The sequence below is a fragment of the Shewanella inventionis genome, from assembly GCF_019931735.1.
Lineage (GTDB): Bacteria > Pseudomonadota > Gammaproteobacteria > Enterobacterales > Shewanellaceae > Shewanella > Shewanella inventionis.
On sequence record NZ_CP082926.1, the window covers coordinates 4279788 to 4296256 of the forward strand.

Sequence of the window (16469 nt, forward strand, 5' to 3'; positions counted from 1 at the left end):
TTATGGCACATTATTTTGTAGGTGATGTTCAAGGGTGCTTTGCAGAACTCAGTCTACTCTTACAAAAAGTAGACTTTAACCCTTCAACAGATGAATTATGGGCTGTAGGCGATCTCATCGCCAGAGGGAGCGAATCCTTAGCGACACTGCGTTTTTTTAAATCTTTAGACAACTCAGCCAAAATCGTACTAGGTAATCATGATCTGCATTTGCTGGCACTTCATGGCAAATTAAAGCGCCCCAACCCACAAGATAATTTAGCTGAATTACTCAATGCATCAGATATTAATTCACTCACTGATTGGATAAGGCAACAGCCTTTAGTGAGAACGCTGCCAGAGCACAATATCATTATGACGCACGCAGGGGTGCCGCCACAGTGGGATGTCAGTACCCTATTGCAAGAAGCAGAACAAGTCAGTACCGCCCTGCAACAACATGACTACTTAACAGCTTTAATAGCAAAAATGTATACCGAAGATTCACAGCAATGGTCTAGCGACTTAGCAGGCATTGATAGACTACGGTACTGCATTAACGCTTTAACCAGAATGCGTTTCCTTTACCCTGATGGACGCCTAGATTTTAAATGTAAAACACCACCACAACAGCAAGCCCATGCAAGTTTAAAACCTTGGTTTGAATTTCCGTCACGGTGCGCGCCTAAAAACACACTGGTTTTTGGCCACTGGGCCGCATTGATGGGGCAAACAAATCACCCCCATTACATGGCACTCGATACAGGCTGCTGCTGGGGAGAACACCTGACATTATGGCATCTTGAAAAGAATGAAAAAATTACCCAAAAAAGGTTGATTTAACGTTAAACTAAAGTAGCAATTTGCCGATAATAATAACAATCGTATTGATTATCTAACGATGCCGCATAAGCTCGAAGTACCCTATAAATAAACGAGATCTTAAACAGCAGCGCAAGTAGCAACCCATAACACGATAAACATACCGTTGAGAAGTGATGAAACAAACCTGAGTAACATCATTTCGCTGATAAACTGATATCAAAATCACATTCAGAACTAACGCCAGGATCAAATAATAATAGTCGGAGTATCGTATGAAAATTAATGTAGCGACCAGGGTTATTGGTGGTTTCACCGTAGTAACCCTGTTACTTGTGGTCCTTGGGATAGTTACTCTACTCAGTAACAACAGTATCAAAGATGGCACCACCACGCTTAAAACGGTCAGCTTACCCGCACTAGAAGCCACCAGTATTTTGAGTGAAAACCTAAGCACCCAGCAAATTGAAGCCATGCTTGCTTACTACAGTACGCACTCATCTAAAATTCCAGCCATCGAAAAAAAGCTATCAGAACTCAATAACAGCTTTAAAAATGACTTAACTCGTTTAAGTAATTTGGTGAGTCAACAAACTCAACTTGCCTCACCTTTAAACGGGTTAACGAAAAGTTATAACGTTTATGAAGCCAGCGAAACCGCCATGCTTAACGAAAGAGAAAGCGCGCTTAGCTTGCAAGAACAGTTATTAAAAATGCGCAGTAATTTAGAAAATGCCGCAGACGACTCATCGTCTATTTTACTTGACGTAATAGATTTAGAAACAAGCGAAGATGACACAGAACGCAGTTTAGCCGCTTCGGCAAGCCTAGTTGATGGTACCCTGATAAATATTATTACCACTATTTACGATTTAGTCGCCGCCACAGAGCAAAGTAAATATGACCTTATCATTAAAGAACTTGATTATATGGTCAGTGAAGCAAAAACTAAAATTGATTACATAAACCGTCAAGGTACCGGCGTTATTAGTCAATCTATATTAGAAGACTTATCAAACGAGAGCAGCAAAGTATTTACATTGCTCGAGGGTGGTAGCTCCATTTTGTCACTAAAACAGCAACAGCTTAATCACGAGTTTGCCGCAGCTAAACTGTTTAATGAAACACAAATCGCTGCAAAAGATGTCAATATGAAGATGACAATGCTCGCAAAATCAATTGACACATTTACCGCAGAAATCAGCTCACAAGCACTCAATATTATCGATTCAGCATTCTATAAAACCCTAGGTGTAGTGCTGTTTGCAATCGTTGTTGCCATTGTGGTGAGCATTGCTGTTATTACCCCATTAACCAAATCTTTAGAAAAAGTGAACCAAGCACTTAATGTATTAGCGTCAGGTGATTTAACTCATAAATTAGATGACTCTGGTCATGATGAATTTGCCGAACTCGCAAAAAACTGCAACCGTTTAGTCGACAGTTTACGAAGCTTAATTGTGGGTATTGTTGACAGGGCAAATCAACTGGCTGCTGCCGCAGAAGAAACCTCAGCGATTACGTCACAAACAACAATCGGTATTCAAGAGCAAAAAAGCCAAGTTGACCAAGTTGCTACTGCAACAACACAATTAAGCTCCAGCGCTCAACAGGTGTCAATGAGTGCAGACCAAGCTTTAAATGAAATCAAACAGGCCGACCAAGAAGCCCAACACATGCGCTCACTTGCAGAAGAAAGCAAGAACACCATTCTGGCATTGGCAGAAGAAGTCGCCAAAGCAGGCATTGTTATTAATAAAGTTCATTCTGACAGCGCCTCTATCGGTTCAATCCTTGACGTGATCAGAGGCATCGCAGACCAAACAAATCTATTAGCCCTTAATGCCGCCATTGAAGCAGCAAGAGCGGGTGAGCAAGGTCGAGGCTTCGCTGTTGTTGCCGATGAAGTACGCAACCTTGCGTCACGCACTCAACACTCTACCCGTGAAATTCAGCAAATGATTGAAGTTCTGCAGGTAGGCACGCAAGAAGCCGTAGCCGTCATGGAGTTTGGGCGTACGCAGGCAAGCAGTTGCGTAGAGAAAAACGAGCAAGCCAACCTCGCTTTAGAAACCATCAGCAAATCTGTTCATAGAGCCTACGACTCTGGTAACCATATTGCTCAAGCAGCTCAAGAGCAAAACATTGTCAGCCAGCAGGTTTCTGAAAAACTAGAACACATTGCATCTATTTCTGAAGAAACAGCCACTGGGGCGGATCAAACAGCACAGTCTAGCCACCAGGTTGCAATGCTTGCTGAAGAGCTACAAGCCTCTGTACGTGAGTTTAAAGTGTAACGCACGTGTGCTACAGACTCTTTTTTTAAAGCTCCTTAGGGGGCTTTTTATTTTATATCAATCAGCTATCTCTGGTCATTTCCCTGATTGGTATTAACATCAATCAGCACGATAATGTGATCATTTTCCTGATTGGGATAATGAGAAAAAGGCAAAAAAATACCGATAAACATTTATCGGTATTTTTATTTACTCAATCAAAAAATCTAACGATTACTCGTCATCATCTCCGCCAGCACCACCAATACGACCTTTAATTGCATCGGTAATAGGACCGCTGCTATGGCCGTTAGCTGAAGCCCAATCTAAGATGGTTTTACCATCTGCTTCAGGGGCTGCAAGGTCAGACGATGGCATACGTTTTGCGATAAACTCACCGACATCATTCGCATTTGAACTGTAGGCAGTACGCAATAAACTGCTGCCATCACAAGAAATGCTAGAATAAACGTTACGTAATTTGACGCGGCTTTCTTTCATCTTTTTACGTAAGCGGTTTTTGTCGTCTGACTTAACATAATCACAAATGTTTGCTACTAATTGTTCTGTATTAGCAACAGCAGGGGCTGACACAGAAGATGCTGCAATCAGGGCTGCAATAGCCACAGGCAATAGACGCATCTGACACTCCTTTATCTTTATAGTTATATAGCTATACATACTGTAGACAGTGAAGTTTACAGTTGCATATTAATTTCAGGGTATAAACGTGATTAATTTAACACTTTTTTACTAAGGTGTTAAAGCTATATTGCAATCCTTTGTCGTTTGTTGCAGTTTCTGAGTTCTCAATCTCCCACGAACCATCGTCCCAATCAGGAAATACCGTATCACCCTCAACATCTAAATCAATCAAGGTAAGATATAACACATCAGCTTTAGGTAATAATTGTTCGTAAAGTTGGCCGCCACCAATCACAACGACTTCTTCACAGTCACCCGCAGAAACTAAAGCCTGTTCGAAGCTAGTTACACAGGTTACACCATCAATAACTAACCGATCATTACGGCTAATCACTATGTTATGACGACCGGGTAAAGGACGACCTATAGACTCGTATGTTTTGCGGCCCATGACGACAGGTTTTGATAATGTCATTGCTTTGAAATGACGTAAATCTTCAGGCAAATGCCAAGGCATTTTGTTGTCTTTGCCAATCACTCTATTATTTGCCATGGCGGCAATCATCGCGATACGCATTTAAAAGTCCTTATGTTAAAACGGCCATACATCTCGTTTAGCTAGCCAGATGATGAGTTCAGATATCACTATGCTCCATCCTCAGCGCTAATTGCGCCAACCCAATATGATAATGTTATCGTGCTTGAAGTATTAACAGCGATATTTAGGTTGAACGCGCGGTGCAAACTGTGTCAAAAATTGATTACATTAAATAATTGGACGAGTGCGATAATACAATAAACTCGGTAAAGCCAAACCAACCGCAAGCGCACCTAGTATAAATACTGTCTTTAAGCCATTAAGGATAACCTGTGCAGTCAATTCCGGACTTACCTGGCTTTGAGCTGTTAACTGAATAAGCGCGATCACAGTATTAAAAGCATAAGTTCCTGGTACCATTGGAATAATAGCCGCAACGGCATACATAAGAGGCGGAGCAAGATGGCGTTTTGCAAACCTTATGGTGATGACCCCCACAAGGGCAGCAGCAACAAAAGTAGCCCATTCAATTGGCATAGAAAACTGCAATAACAAGGTTCTAAAACTATGACCTATAGCGCCAGCAATAGCACAATATAATAGATAACGTTTCGGGACATTAAACACCATCGCAAAACCCACTGCAGGGATAGCAGAAAAAAAGGCGTCGTGAAGTAAGGTGGTTAGTAAGGATAGCATTAAAAAATCCCACCCATTTGCATTGCAATGGTAATACCTATCACCGAGGCTAATGTGAGTAAAGAGGCATGTCCCCAACGAGAAATACCCACATTCATATGGCCTTTTACCATATCAGAAATCGCATTAATTAACGGAAACCCAGGCACCAACATCAGTACACTAGCAGCCATTGTTGCTTGTGGAGTTGCGGTAATCGGCCAAACATAACCAATTTGAGCAACAGCAGTAATAACAAAGGCAGTAATTGAAAAGTTCACCAAAAGATTGAAATGTCTAGATGCTAAAAATAACCTCACCATCATGCCGATAGCAGAGGCAAAAAAAGTGATCAAACAAGCAAAAGTGTCACCATCAAATAAGTGACAAAAACTAGCACAAGAAAGGCCAATCATAGGGACAACAGCAACAGCGGGATAACTCTTAGGTTTTATGTGGGCTAGACGACGTCGTACATCATTTGCACCATAAATCCCTTTTTCAGCTAGGATACAAATGCGTTGCAGTTCGCAAATAACCATCATATTAATGCCATGAGCACGAATACGACGAGTAGTTGTTATACAGCGCCCATGAACCAGACTGGTTAACACTAATGCATTAGAAGAAATAGATAACTCAATACTTGCAAGCCCAAGGGCTTTACCAAGGCGCTGACTGATTTCTTCAACAAGATCAGACTCAGCGCCATAGGCTAACAATAACTGTGCACAGCGCACTACAAGGCGAGTAATATCATTTTGACTATCTGCGTACACAATTTTCTCAAATGAGTATGTTAACGTTGGTATATGATTTCGACATCATAATCATCATCGTCGAAATCATCATCAAAGTCATCATCATAATCTTCATTGATGCCATCATCAGCACCTTTATGATAGTTATCCCACTTAAACTCCACATCGGCGTCGGCAGTGATTTCTTCTTCAACCACAGGGATACTCTTAATGTAATCAAGCATCTTAATGCTCAACTCTTCAGTACCGGTGCGATTGTAAGCAGACATAGTGTACACGTCACCTTGCCAATCTAATTCTTTAACAATAGCATCAACTTTTTCTTGTAACTCTTCTTCAAGCAGCAAATCAGTTTTATTAAAAACTAACCAACGAGGTTTGGCTGCCAATTTTGGAGAATACTTTTCAAGCTCGCCTACAATTGCACGAGCAGAATGAACAGGATCGCTACCATCGACGGGTTCAATATCGATGATGTGTAACAACATACGACAACGCTCAAGATGCTTAAGGAAACGAATACCTAGACCAGCACCTTCAGCAGCACCTTCAATAAGACCAGGAATATCGGCAATTACAAAGCTTTGACCTGGACGAGGGTTAACCACGCCTAAATTAGGTACCAAGGTAGTAAATGGGTAATCAGCCACTTTAGGTGTTGCACGAGATACCGCGCGAATAAATGTCGATTTACCCGCATTTGGCATACCTAGCAAACCCACATCAGCAAGTAACAATAACTCCAACTTTAGCGAGCGTACCTCACCTGGAGTGCCTAATGTTTTTTGGCGTGGTGCGCGATTAGTACTGCTTTTAAAACGAGTATTGCCTAAGCCGTGGAAGCCACCTTTAGCAACAAGCAGTTTTTGACCATGGGTTGTTAAATCGCCAAGTGACTCTTCGGTTTCTTGATCAATAGCACGAGTACCAACAGGCACTTGAAGAATCAAATCTGCGCCACCCTGGCCTGTACAATCACGACCACGACCATTTGATCCTCGTTCAGCCATATGGAAACGAGTAAAACGGTAATCAATCAGAGTATTGAGGTTTTCGTTAGCCTGTAGATAAACACTACCGCCATCACCACCATCTCCACCATCTGGACCACCATCTGGAACATATTTTTCGCGTCTAAAACTCACGCAACCGCTTCCGCCGTCACCTGCTTCTACGCGAATATTCGCTTCATCAACAAACTTCATACTGACTCCTGACGCCACTTATTCTGTAATTATAACCCCAAATCAATGGGATTTGCAGGAAAGCGCTGAAGATAGCATTCATCACGATATCGCCTACTGCATATAAACTAAAATCATCAAACTTCCCATGGAAATTTAATGATATAAAAAACACAAAAGCCCCACCATAGGCAGGGCTTTCGAGATCTAGCGTTGTAAAGAATTAAGCTTCGATGCTAATAAACTTACGGTTATTAGGACCTTTAACTTCAAACTTCACTTTACCGTCTGTTAATGCGAATAGAGTGTGGTCACGACCAACACCTACATTAACACCAGCGTGGAATTTAGTACCACGTTGACGAACGATAATGTTACCAGCTAGAACTGATTCACCGCCAAAGCGCTTAACACCAAGACGTTTACTTTCTGAATCGCGGCCGTTACGAGTACTACCGCCAGCTTTTTTATGTGCCATGAGTTAGACTCCTAAATTATGCGTTAATCGCAGTGATTTTAACTTCAGTGAACCACTGACGGTGGCCCATCTTCTTGTCGTGGTGCTTACGACGACGGAACTTAACGATAGTTACCTTTTCGCCGCGACCGTGGCCAACAACTTCAGCTACGACTTTACCGCCAGCAACTAAAGGAGCACCAACATGTACTGTTTCACCATCAGCGATCAATAAAACTTGATCGAATTCTACGGTTTCACCAGTAGCAACTTCTAATTTTTCTAAACGAACTGTATGACCTTCAGCAACACGGTGTTGCTTTCCGCCACTTTGAAAAACAGCGTACATAGCTATTTTACTCCAAATGACTAACACGCTAACTCGTATAATTGACGAGACTAGGTGCTAAAAAACTTTTAATGACAATGGGCGCGGATTCTACGCGAAGAATTGCCATCAGGCAAGCCCTAATTCACATTCAAATAAAAAAGAGCACATAACTGCACACTATTCATTAATAGCTAATGTGCCCTTGCTAAAAATTAGCTACCATATTAGCGCGACATAACAAGATTCACAAAAATAAATAAACACAGTGATTGAAGCGGTTTAACGCCATCTTTTTAAGCTAAGTGGATAAAAAATAGATTAAAGTAAAACAGTATCAGCATTGCGTAATACAGGTTTGATACAATACTTACTTTGAAAAATAGCGTTGATATCCTGTAAGATATGCGCTCAAATTCGATATGATAATTAAGGGTGTAAACCCTGTCGTCCAACAACCAGAGACTATTATGGATTTAAACGCCATTCGTCAACTGGCTGACACTGATATGCAAGCAGTCAATCAGCTGATATATAAACAACTTGAATCTGATGTAGCCTTGATAAACCAACTAGGTTATTACATTATCAATGGCGGCGGTAAGCGTTTACGTCCGTTATTATCAGTACTCGCCGCCAAAGCGGTTAACTACAAAGGTGAGCATCACCTTAAGCTTGCAGCCATTATCGAGTTTATTCACACAGCATCATTGTTGCATGACGACGTAGTCGACGAGTCAACCTTGCGCCGCGGTCGCGAAACAGCCAACGCACTTTTTGGTAATAGTGCCAGCGTATTGGTTGGTGACTTTTTATACACCCGTTCATTTCAAATGATGACAGAGCTAGACAGCATGAAAGTGCTTCAAGTCCTGGCACATACCACTAACATCCTTGCTGAAGGTGAAGTACTGCAGTTAATGAACTGTAACGACCCCAATACCAGCGAAGAAAATTACATGCGGGTTATTTATTGCAAAACCGCTAAATTATTCGAAGCGGCAACTCAACTAGCTGGGGTATTAGCCAACGTTAGTGCTGAACAAGAACAAGCTCTTGGTGACTATGGCAAATATTTAGGTACAGCCTTTCAGCTAACTGATGATTTACTTGACTACACAGCCAATGCTGATGAATTAGGAAAAAACATTGGTGATGACCTAGCTGAAGGCAAACCAACCTTACCGCTAATTTACGCTATGGAAAATGGCTCTATTGCCGCGAAAAAGCTGATCCGCGAAGCGATTGAGCAAAGTGATGGCACTAAAGCTATTGATGAAATTTTAGCTGCGTTACATGAGTCTGGTGCATTATTGTACACTCAAGAAAAGGCCCAAGTCGAAGCACAAAAAGCCATTGATGCATTGGCTATTTTCCCTGAAAGTGAATACAAGCAAGCATTGATATCTTTAGCCCACTTATCGGTTAACCGTAACAATTAATCCCAATGTCGGCGCATTTATCATTGTAAATGCGCCTCATCACACTACGTTAAACTTGCCAGTCAATCTGTGTGTCACCCTGCACATGGAGTATTTTATTAATCTTTGAAAAGTGCTGACAACCAAAAAATCCTCGATATGCCGACAACGGAGACGGGTGTGGCCCACTTAACACGGTATGATGCTTCGCGTTAATTAATCGGCCTTTCTGAATTGCGTGGTTTCCCCAAAGTACAAAAATAATGGGCCTATTTTGTTGGTTAAGCACATTTAACACTTCATCAGTAAATGTTTCCCACCCCGCTTTAGCGTGTGAATGAGCAGCGCCTTGCTCAACAGTTAACACGGTATTGAGTAATAATACTCCCTGCCGAGCCCAGGTAGACAAGTCACCGTGTAAAGGGATCGTAAAGCCCTCAATATCATTGCTGAGTTCTTTATAAATATTGGCTAATGACGGAGGTGGCTTAACCCCTTTTTTAACCGAAAAAGACAAGCCATGTGCCTGATTGGGGCCATGATAAGGATCCTGACCTAATATAACGACTTTAACCTTGTCTAGTGGCGTTAAATCAAATGCAGTGAACACTTCACTATCCGGTGGGTAAATCACCTTACCTTGAGCTCGCTGCAACGCAATAAACTGCTGTAGTTGTTGATAATATAATTGTGCTGCTTGCTGTTTACATAATGCTTGCCAGCTGGCGACCATAGTTTCTCTCTTCACTGTATAAAACGACTTAGTAAATATGATGCCATGACATGCGACTAAACACGAGCGATAGGCCGTTTTGCCCTCCTTGTATAAAGGGTCAGTCCGACATCAACCTTATCAAGGCAACCCGTTTTTGTTAATAAGCTGACAGCAAATCAATAATAGCGATATATCCATCCAAGCTTTAGATTGGCTACACCTCTCATTAGTTAACTTATTACCTGATATTTTATATAGAAATCGTTACACTCAAAGCAAACTTACTCATTAACAAAGTGGATCTAATGTCTGAAGAAAAAACTGAACTCACCATGTACCAAATTGCCGATCAATTTATCGCATTAGCCAATCAACTAAGCCAACAAGAAAATGATATTGGCAAAGTGGGCACAGCAATGAGATTTGCGGCGGCTCGTTATAACGCATTTGAAGCCGCAATTAAGTCAACCGACTTAGCAGCAGAAAAAGACAATGCCTTGGAATGGTTTTCTAACGAATTTAAAGCCATGCTAAATGAAAACTTAGATGACCATATAGTCAATCCACCAGTCCCCGCTCAGAAACCAGCGGATGATGGCGTACAGGTATTTAACGGGGAATAACACCCCATAATATCAAAGGCAAAAAACCATCTCATTGATGGTTTTTTGGCTTGTCGAATGCATTAAAGCAAAGAATAAATCACTCTTATCGACAATAAAATCAGCACAACACCAGACAAACGGTCAATTAATTGCGACTTTTCACGCAACTTAGGCAATACCGCAGCGTGTGATAACACAAATGCGATGATGGTATACCAAAGACCGTCAACCACTAACGGAGTCAAAACGATTAACCCCTGACCAACAGTGGTTTGAGCAGCAAGCACAAACTGGCTAAATAATGCTAAAAAAAACAATAAAATTTTAGGGTTAAATAATGAAATAGCAATGCCATCACGTGCGGCCTCCCACAAACGGCTCGGTTTTCCGGCAGCTAATTTTTGCTGCATCCCTCCTTTAGATCGCAATGACTGAATCCCTATCCACGCTAGATATAGCGCACCCACAACGGCAATTGCATTAAACATCACAGGCGAAGCTTTTAATACCGCAGCTAAACCAAGTAATGTGATTAACGCATAAACACCAATCCCAATCGAGTGTGCCCAAGCACATACCACGCCATGTAAACGGCCTCCACTCAAGGTATGTTTTACTACCATAGCTAAGCTCGGGCCTGGCGACATCGCCCCCAAACAACAAATTGCCAACAGTCCTAACCAAGCACTAAATGTCATAACACCTCTGTCTTTATTTTTAACAACCAATTAAGCGTGCGTTGCTAATGTTACCTCACTTTGCACTATCATAAATAACAGACTATATGACAATTTTAATGATGATATTACTGGCGGTATTATTTACTGCTGTTGTGGGCCTCATTTGGGCCAAAACAAAAGGTAAGGCTATCCCAACACTTGTGATTATTATGCTGGCATTCATGGGCCTTTGTTTTGCTGGGGTGATTGCATTTATCAATAAAGGCGAGGATTATCTCGCTTATCAAGCGCTACGCTGGCAACCACTGCAACCAGACAAAATTGCCCAATATGTATCTCAAGACAAAATCGTATTTGTTGACATTACGGCCGACTGGTGTGTGCCATGCCAAACCAATAAAGCCAATGTGTTGCACCGCGAGCAGGTGGTAAATCAATTAAATCAACCTAACATTATCTTAATGCAAGGTGATTGGACTCAAGCAGATACCGTAATCGAGCAATACATGGGGCTACAATCAGTAGCGGGTACGCCCTTTAATAAAGTGTATAGCTCCGTTTACCCAAACGGCATTGAACTCCCTAAGGTATTGATGATTAAAGACATAAACTATGCTCTATCACTAGCCCAGCCGCACAATTGATAAAAAATAAAAAAGACTGCCGAAGCAGTCTTTTTCAATTCAACATCACGTCTATTTAGAAGCGATAGTTTACACGGCCATAGTAGAAGCCACCGTTGTAATCAAATGGACCACTTTCGTAGTACACAGCACCTAACTCACCTAAAGTACCATCTTTTAGCTTCTCAGCTTCTTGATCGAAGATGTTGTTAGCGCCAACAGAAACAGTTAAGTTATCCATTAATGCGTAGCTCACTTCAAGGTCAACCGTTACAGCAGAACCTGCCATTTCAGAACCCCAATCAGAAGTGTCATCAGCGTGAGTTGCGTAGTACTCACCAAAATAGTTAGCACGAACAGACGTGCTAATATCATCCCAGCTTTGTCCCCATGTCAATGTGGCACGGTGAGCAGGAATACCGTCCTCTAAACGACGCACTTTGCCTGCATCGGTTGTAGCTTCGTCGTATTTATCAACGTTAGTATCAGTCCAGCCGTATGCTAGGCTAAATTTAGCATCACCAGAAAACAGGTCCATGCTGTAAGAACCAACAATATCAACACCTTGAGTTGTGGTGTCAAAGTCATTGGTATAGTAAGTAACCGCTGAAATTAACTCAGGGAACTCTACGCCAGCCGCTCTTAATGCATCATAGTCGCTTTCTTCAACCGTAATTTGGCTAGATTGCGCAATACGACCTGTTACTTCAATGTTGTAGTAATCAACGGTTAAGAATAGGTTTTCGTATTCATACACAAAACCTGCCGCATAACTGACAGACTCTTCAGGGTTTAACGTTTCGCCACCATAAAATGCGGCTAGCGGGTCTGTTGGTGGTGCAATAAAGCTTTGGATCAAATCACCGTTAACAATCGATGTTTGAGTATTTACTACGTTTTCTTGACCAACCGTTGGTGCGCGGAAACCTGTGCTGTGAGATGCACGGAAAGACAACTCATCGGTAGCCATGTACTGTGCAGTTAGCTTGTAGTTTAGCGTGTCACCAAAGGTTGAGAAGTTTTCGTAACGAAGCGCAAAACCAAGTAAGAACTCATCGGTTAAGTATGCTTCAACATCAGTATAAACCCCGATATTGTTACGCTTGTTTTTACCCGCCGACTCAGGACCAAAGCCTTTAAAACCATGCGAACCAATGTTAAAGCCTTGCTCTGCGTATGGGCCAGCAATCCAAGAAGCTTCATCGCCTTGACCAATTTCAAACGACTCTTCACGCCATTCAAAACCAGTAGCAAAGCTAATGTCTTCTAAACCACCAATAGTCACAAAACGATTCATATCAACGTTAAAGGTTGTTTCAACTTGCTCATAAGAACCTGTATCGAAATCGGTTGGTGTCGCTAAACCCAATGATGGGTTAAGTGAATTTTTTAAACCGAAGCTGGCTTTGTTGCTACCTGTACCAGCACTCACATCATACATCCACTCGCCTGACTCACCTTTAATACCTGCAAAGAAAGACATGTCTTCAATTTTACCAGTAAACTGAGGTGTATAGCCGCCCGGACGGATTTGGTTCATAGAGAAACAGTTAGGGTCGGCCACCATGGCTAAATATTCAGGTGTATCAAGCACGTTATCAACGTTTGCAGGCACATTTCCTACCCACGAACATGACGCAACACCATTCTCAGCCAAACCAACATCACCCACTAATAAGGTTTCGCCGCCATCGTTTGAATAAACGTTGCCACGATTATGTGGGTTACGATAATAGAAACCACCCGTTGCTTCGCGTGATGAAACGTTACCAAATGCGTACAATTTGGTGTTGTCGTTTAGGTCATACCCAGAGTTTACAAATACGGTGAAATCATCGTTGATTTCTGGGTTACCCCAGGTTTGAGCAGGGTCTTGAATGAACTCATTACCCGCCGCAGAAAGTGCTGCCGCATCTGGGCGCTGAACACTGCGACTGGTTGCATCTGCGGTTTTATATTGCGCACTGATGTTAACAAAACCATCATCAGACAAAGGTAAACCTATGTTACCGTCGATGGTTGTTGCCGCGCCATCACCTTCGTAATATTCACCTTGGCTAACCGTAATAGAGCCGCCATCTGAGTCATCTTTTAAAACGAAGTTCATTACACCGGCAATCGCATCCGAACCGTACTGCGCCGCAGCACCGTCACGTAGAACTTCAACCTGCTTTAAAGCAACACCAGGGATAACAGAAATATCTGGGCCTTGAGCACCATCGTTAATACCACCACCCTGGAAAGCAATAACAGATGCGCGGTGACGACGTTTGCCGTTAACCAAAATAAGAGTACTGTCTGATGGTAAACCACGTAAGTTTACAGGACGAACAAGCGTTGCAGCATCACTAATGGGTTGCGCGCGCGAGTTAAAAGACGGTACCGAAGTTACTAACATATCAATCATGTCAGTTGAACCGTTTTTCTTTAGATCATCACTGCTGATAATATCAACTGGTACTGGTGAGTCGCCAATTGAACGAGGTGCTGCACGAGAACCTACAACAGCAATTTTTTCAACATTTTCTTTCACTGCTGCTTCGTCGTCAGCAGCAAAAGCTTGAGTGCTGATTGCTGTTCCGGCAAGTGCAAATGAAATGGCTAAACTCAATGAGCTCACACCAAATTTAGATTTTTTTGATTGCATCATTATTATCTTCCCAACTACTTATTATTGTTGTGTTTGAACTGCGTTATAGGTGATTCATTCCTAAAACTAGTTTTGTTTAAAAGTGAAACAGTCCTTATTTCAATTACATTTTTATAACAACAAAAACACAATTGCTAACACTTTCTGACATTAATAAGCAGAATCTAAAGAATAAATCGCCCTAAAAAACAGTAAGTAACTGATTTAAAGTGATATATGTCACATAATGATTTTTTCTCATTATTTTATTTTTTGCTGACAAAATAACCAGAAAATATCTTTGTATACATAAATTTACACGTTTGTGACATTTCTCATTTTGTCTTTAATCCGTTTAAATCCGCTAAAAAACATGGCATTTACAACACAATCTTTGCCAATTAGGCATGACCCGTGTAGGTTAGCTAAAAGAACTAAACGTACGTTTGATTTAATCACAATAACAACCCAAAACCAGAGGGGATAAGCATGGCCTATGATGCAGATTCAACACTTGATTTACAGCAGTATTCATCCATCGTCGAACTCATCGAGAAAGCTTGTCACAAGTTTGCTGATAACATTGCATATTCATGCCTAGGAAAAGACACCAGGTTCAGTGAAATTGAACAAGACTCTCGTCATTTTGCCGCTTATCTCCAGCATTGCACCCAGTTGCAACCAGGTGACAGAATTGCATTGCAACTACCTAATATTACACAGTTTGTCATTGCCGCTTATGGTATTGTTCGCGCAGGTATGGTGTTAGTGAACACAAACCCTATGTATACCGAACGAGAATTAACTCATCAATTTAACGACTCAGGCGCAAAAGCCTTAGTGGTACTGTCTGATCTACTACCTACACTCACAAATGTCGTTAATAACACCCCCGTTGAACTGGTAATTTCAACTCATGCGATGGATCTTATCCAGCCACAACCGCAGCCAGATACACCGTTTGCCAAAGTGACATTTTTAGATGTGTTAATCGAGGGTGCAAAACATCCCTACCTGGCCGTTAAACCAACTCACGATGACTTGATAGCCCTTCAATATACCGGCGGTACAACGGGGTTATCGAAAGGAGCCATGCTCAATCATGGCAACCTTTTAGCCAATTCAGCCCAAGTTAAATCACGCATTGCAAGCACAATGAATCAAGGCCACGACATATTTGTTGCCCCATTACCGATTTATCATATCTATGCGTTTATGGTTAACTTAGTGCTGTATTTTGAGTCAGGAAGCTGCTCAGTGTTAATTCCTAATCCACGCGACATAGCAGGATTAATTAACACCATGAAACGCTACCCTTTTACTGGTTTCGCTGGTTTAAATACCTTGTTTGTCGGCTTGTGCCATCAACCAGAATTTAAAGCACTAGATTTCAGTAAAATGACCATTACCATTTCAGGCGGCACGGCTTTAACCAGCGCTGCAGCCAACCTGTGGCAACAAACTACAGGATGCATGATTTCAGAAGGATATGGTTTATCAGAAACATCCCCCGTCGTTAGTTTAAACTCACCTGGGCATCAACGACTTGGTACGATAGGAAAACCGGTTTTAGGTACAGAAGTTAAGGTACTTGATATGGACGATAACGAAGTGGCAATTGGCCAAGCTGGCGAACTGGCGGTTCGTGGTCCACAAGTCATGCAAGGCTACTGGAACAAACCTGAAGAAACTGCCAAAGTGATGACAAAAGACGGCTTCTTTAAAACGGGTGATATCGGGATCGCAAGCGAAGATGGTTATCACACCATTGTCGATCGCAAAAAAGACATGATTATTGTGTCAGGTTTTAATGTGTATCCTAACGAAGTGGAAGACGTACTATCAACACATGAGTTAGTGCTCGAATGTGCGGTGGTAGGCGTTGAAGATGAACGAACCGGCGAAGCCGTAAAAGCCGTTATCGTGTTAAAATCTCCTTCAACAGACATAGAGGCAACTAAAAAAGTCATCAATGATTATTGCCGCAGCCAACTCACCGCTTACAAGGTTCCAAGGATTATTGAGTTTACTGAGCAACTCCCCAAAAGTACCGTAGGGAAGATATTACGTAGAGAGCTGCGCAAATAACAAAAAAGTCGTGATAACAAAAAAGATGCCTCGGCATCTTT

16 protein-coding genes are annotated in these 16469 nt (G+C 41.9%); 6 read left to right on the forward strand and 10 right to left on the reverse strand.

Features of this window, described 5'->3' with window-relative positions; translation table 11 throughout:
• Nucleotides 1-2: 2 nt before the first annotated feature.
• Nucleotides 3-821 carry a symmetrical bis(5'-nucleosyl)-tetraphosphatase gene (locus K8B83_RS19165; protein WP_188739452.1) on the forward strand — a complete coding sequence of 273 codons (819 nt, stop codon included), beginning with the start codon at nucleotides 3-5 and terminating at the stop codon, nucleotides 819-821.
• A gap of 254 nt (nucleotides 822-1075) precedes the next feature.
• A complete protein-coding gene (locus K8B83_RS19170) occupies nucleotides 1076-3097 on the forward strand; it encodes a methyl-accepting chemotaxis protein (protein ID WP_223418738.1) in 2022 nt (673 codons plus the stop codon).
• A gap of 213 nt (nucleotides 3098-3310) precedes the next feature.
• Here K8B83_RS19170 and K8B83_RS19175 read toward each other — a convergent pair whose 3' ends face one another.
• The 7 genes from K8B83_RS19175 to rplU all read right to left on the reverse strand — a co-directional run bounded on the left by K8B83_RS19175 (nucleotide 3311) and on the right by rplU (nucleotide 7688).
• Nucleotides 3311-3718 (reverse strand): DUF3718 domain-containing protein, encoded by a 408-nt coding sequence (locus K8B83_RS19175; RefSeq protein WP_188739450.1) that lies wholly within the window; start codon nucleotides 3716-3718, stop codon nucleotides 3311-3313.
• Nucleotides 3719-3815: 97 nt separating this feature from the next.
• The gene (gene folA / locus K8B83_RS19180) at nucleotides 3816-4298 is read right to left on the reverse strand and encodes a type 3 dihydrofolate reductase (RefSeq protein WP_188739449.1); all 483 of its coding nucleotides are present in this window, start codon (nucleotides 4296-4298) and stop codon (nucleotides 3816-3818) included.
• Nucleotides 4299-4487: 189 nt separating this feature from the next.
• Nucleotides 4488-4958 (reverse strand): threonine/serine exporter family protein, encoded by a 471-nt coding sequence (locus tag K8B83_RS19185; RefSeq protein WP_188739448.1) that lies wholly within the window; start codon nucleotides 4956-4958, stop codon nucleotides 4488-4490.
• Entirely contained in the window at nucleotides 4958-5716 is a 759-nt protein-coding gene (locus K8B83_RS19190) for a threonine/serine exporter family protein (RefSeq protein ID WP_188739447.1), read from the reverse strand. The genes K8B83_RS19185 and K8B83_RS19190 overlap by 1 nt, the downstream gene beginning before the upstream one ends.
• Nucleotides 5717-5736: 20 nt before the next feature.
• Entirely contained in the window at nucleotides 5737-6903 is a 1167-nt protein-coding gene (gene cgtA, locus K8B83_RS19195) for an Obg family GTPase CgtA (RefSeq protein WP_188739446.1), read from the reverse strand.
• 202 nt (nucleotides 6904-7105) lie between these two features.
• Nucleotides 7106-7360, reverse strand: a complete 255-nt coding sequence (gene rpmA, locus K8B83_RS19200; RefSeq protein ID WP_011621691.1) for a 50S ribosomal protein L27 — start codon at nucleotides 7358-7360, stop codon at nucleotides 7106-7108.
• A gap of 16 nt (nucleotides 7361-7376) precedes the next feature.
• On the reverse strand, nucleotides 7377-7688 hold the full coding sequence (gene rplU, locus K8B83_RS19205) for a 50S ribosomal protein L21 (protein WP_188739445.1): 312 nt from the start codon (nucleotides 7686-7688) through the stop codon (nucleotides 7377-7379).
• 449 nt (nucleotides 7689-8137) lie between these two features.
• Between rplU and ispB the strand changes: the two genes are divergently transcribed.
• Nucleotides 8138-9109 (forward strand): octaprenyl diphosphate synthase, encoded by a 972-nt coding sequence (gene ispB, locus K8B83_RS19210; protein ID WP_188739444.1) that lies wholly within the window; start codon nucleotides 8138-8140, stop codon nucleotides 9107-9109.
• A 49-nt stretch (nucleotides 9110-9158) separates the two neighbouring features.
• On the opposite strand, the gene ung is transcribed toward ispB, so the two are convergent.
• Nucleotides 9159-9821 carry a uracil-DNA glycosylase gene (gene ung / locus K8B83_RS19215; RefSeq protein ID WP_188739443.1) on the reverse strand — a complete coding sequence of 221 codons (663 nt, stop codon included), beginning with the start codon at nucleotides 9819-9821 and terminating at the stop codon, nucleotides 9159-9161.
• A 287-nt stretch (nucleotides 9822-10108) separates the two neighbouring features.
• On the opposite strand from ung, the gene K8B83_RS19220 reads away from it, so the two are divergent.
• Complete coding sequence (locus K8B83_RS19220) at nucleotides 10109-10426, forward strand: DUF3144 domain-containing protein (protein WP_188739442.1); 318 nt, start codon at nucleotides 10109-10111, stop codon at nucleotides 10424-10426.
• Between the two features lie 62 nt (nucleotides 10427-10488).
• Here the strand turns inward: K8B83_RS19220 and K8B83_RS19225 are convergent, their stop codons facing one another.
• On the reverse strand, nucleotides 10489-11106 hold the full coding sequence (locus tag K8B83_RS19225; protein WP_188739441.1) for a LysE family translocator: 618 nt from the start codon (nucleotides 11104-11106) through the stop codon (nucleotides 10489-10491).
• A gap of 98 nt (nucleotides 11107-11204) precedes the next feature.
• Here K8B83_RS19225 and K8B83_RS19230 point away from each other — a divergent pair, with 98 nt between their 5' ends.
• Nucleotides 11205-11732, forward strand: a complete 528-nt coding sequence (locus tag K8B83_RS19230) for a thioredoxin family protein (RefSeq protein WP_223418740.1) — start codon at nucleotides 11205-11207, stop codon at nucleotides 11730-11732.
• 55 nt (nucleotides 11733-11787) lie between these two features.
• Here the strand turns inward: K8B83_RS19230 and K8B83_RS19235 are convergent, their stop codons facing one another.
• Nucleotides 11788-14361, reverse strand: coding sequence for a TonB-dependent receptor plug domain-containing protein (locus K8B83_RS19235; RefSeq protein WP_188739439.1), 2574 nt, complete (start codon nucleotides 14359-14361; stop codon nucleotides 11788-11790).
• 468 nt (nucleotides 14362-14829) lie between these two features.
• Between K8B83_RS19235 and K8B83_RS19240 the strand changes: the two genes are divergently transcribed.
• Nucleotides 14830-16428 (forward strand): AMP-binding protein, encoded by a 1599-nt coding sequence (locus K8B83_RS19240; protein WP_188739438.1) that lies wholly within the window; start codon nucleotides 14830-14832, stop codon nucleotides 16426-16428.
• The last annotated feature ends 41 nt before the right edge of the window (nucleotides 16429-16469 follow it).

Coding starts and splice junctions, on each gene's coding strand:
- K8B83_RS19235 (WP_188739439.1), bottom strand. CDS start 14,361: ATGATGCAATCAAAAAAATCTAAATTTGGTGTGAGCTCATTGAGTTTA.
- ispB (WP_188739444.1), top strand. CDS start 8,138: ATGGATTTAAACGCCATTCGTCAACTGGCTGACACTGATATGCAAGCA.
- K8B83_RS19165 (WP_188739452.1), top strand. CDS start 3: ATGGCACATTATTTTGTAGGTGATGTTCAAGGGTGCTTTGCAGAACTC.
- K8B83_RS19225 (WP_188739441.1), bottom strand. CDS start 11,106: ATGACATTTAGTGCTTGGTTAGGACTGTTGGCAATTTGTTGTTTGGGG.
- cgtA (WP_188739446.1), bottom strand. CDS start 6,903: ATGAAGTTTGTTGATGAAGCGAATATTCGCGTAGAAGCAGGTGACGGC.
- K8B83_RS19220 (WP_188739442.1), top strand. CDS start 10,109: ATGTCTGAAGAAAAAACTGAACTCACCATGTACCAAATTGCCGATCAA.
- K8B83_RS19170 (WP_223418738.1), top strand. CDS start 1,076: ATGAAAATTAATGTAGCGACCAGGGTTATTGGTGGTTTCACCGTAGTA.
- rplU (WP_188739445.1), bottom strand. CDS start 7,688: ATGTACGCTGTTTTTCAAAGTGGCGGAAAGCAACACCGTGTTGCTGAA.
- K8B83_RS19175 (WP_188739450.1), bottom strand. CDS start 3,718: ATGCGTCTATTGCCTGTGGCTATTGCAGCCCTGATTGCAGCATCTTCT.
- ung (WP_188739443.1), bottom strand. CDS start 9,821: ATGGTCGCCAGCTGGCAAGCATTATGTAAACAGCAAGCAGCACAATTA.
- K8B83_RS19240 (WP_188739438.1), top strand. CDS start 14,830: ATGGCCTATGATGCAGATTCAACACTTGATTTACAGCAGTATTCATCC.
- K8B83_RS19185 (WP_188739448.1), bottom strand. CDS start 4,958: ATGCTATCCTTACTAACCACCTTACTTCACGACGCCTTTTTTTCTGCT.
- rpmA (WP_011621691.1), bottom strand. CDS start 7,360: ATGGCACATAAAAAAGCTGGCGGTAGTACTCGTAACGGCCGCGATTCA.
- folA (WP_188739449.1), bottom strand. CDS start 4,298: ATGCGTATCGCGATGATTGCCGCCATGGCAAATAATAGAGTGATTGGC.
- K8B83_RS19230 (WP_223418740.1), top strand. CDS start 11,205: ATGATGATATTACTGGCGGTATTATTTACTGCTGTTGTGGGCCTCATT.